2 protein-coding genes are annotated in these 837 nt (G+C 31.1%); both read right to left on the bottom strand.

Translation table 11 applies throughout. The annotated features are described in order from the left end of the window. Positions 1 to 208 precede the first annotated feature (208 nt). The gene (locus QJ521_RS09665; protein WP_282840277.1) at positions 209 to 496 is read right to left on the bottom strand and encodes a hypothetical protein; all 288 of its coding nucleotides are present in this window, start codon (positions 494 to 496) and stop codon (positions 209 to 211) included. A gap of 15 nt (positions 497 to 511) precedes the next feature. Further along, the coding region (locus QJ521_RS09660) for an SRPBCC domain-containing protein (RefSeq protein ID WP_282840276.1) at positions 512 to 837 on the bottom strand (326 nt) is incomplete at its 5' end.

Genomic DNA, 837 nt, shown 5'->3' with positions numbered 1-837 from the left:
ATATCATGTAATGATAGACGAGGGCATGTTATTTATAGATAATTTAAAGAAAAAATGTGAGTTTCATTCATCTCACACTTAATGCTTTGAAGAGGGAGTTTTTTGAAACATATTAGATAAAACAAGTTCATAATCGCAATAAAACCAAAAAGTATCCATCTCAATCGATGGATACAACTATTACTGAAAATCTATTGAAAATATTGAATTAAGTAATACTAAGTGCGATAGCAATCGTTAGTGCACTAACTACAATTAATGATAGATGAGAAAAGAAGTAAAACTTCATATCTCTGATTTTTACTTTAAAAATAATAAAAAGAAATGGTATTGTCAAAATAACCGCTGCAATCGCGAAGATGATTGCAATCAAAAAGAATCCTAAATCTGACCAATCACCACTCGCAGTTCCAAACAAAAATTGTCCCAACATCAATGCTGAAAAAACTGCAAAAAACAAACTAATGAATCCAAGAACTTTTGTAGTTTTTTTCATCTTACATCTCCATATTTATAGTGATTCAACATACTTCTTGAAATTGTTAACAATAGATTGCCATCCTCTTTTTTGTAATTCAACAGAATTCTCATTTTCTGCATCAAAAACAACTTCAACGTATGTGAACTCCCCATTTTCTTTAAACTTAATGTCCACTTCTCTTTGATCTTCTAAATGATATTTGATTCGATATGGTGGATCAATAAGATCAAACTGGCCAGTAAAATCAAAACCTGAAGATCCATCTTTAGCTTCCATACGATAGGTGAATCTTCCGCCTACTTTAAAATCTGATTCTGCTTTTGGTGTATGCCATGTATCACTCGCATAATTCCACT

Origin of the sequence: Peloplasma aerotolerans (genome assembly GCF_030012175.1) — a bacterium.
GTDB classification, from domain to species: Bacteria; Bacillota_I; Bacilli_A; order Acholeplasmatales; family Acholeplasmataceae; genus Peloplasma; species Peloplasma aerotolerans.
This window is presented reverse-complemented; position numbering and strand designations above follow the sequence as displayed.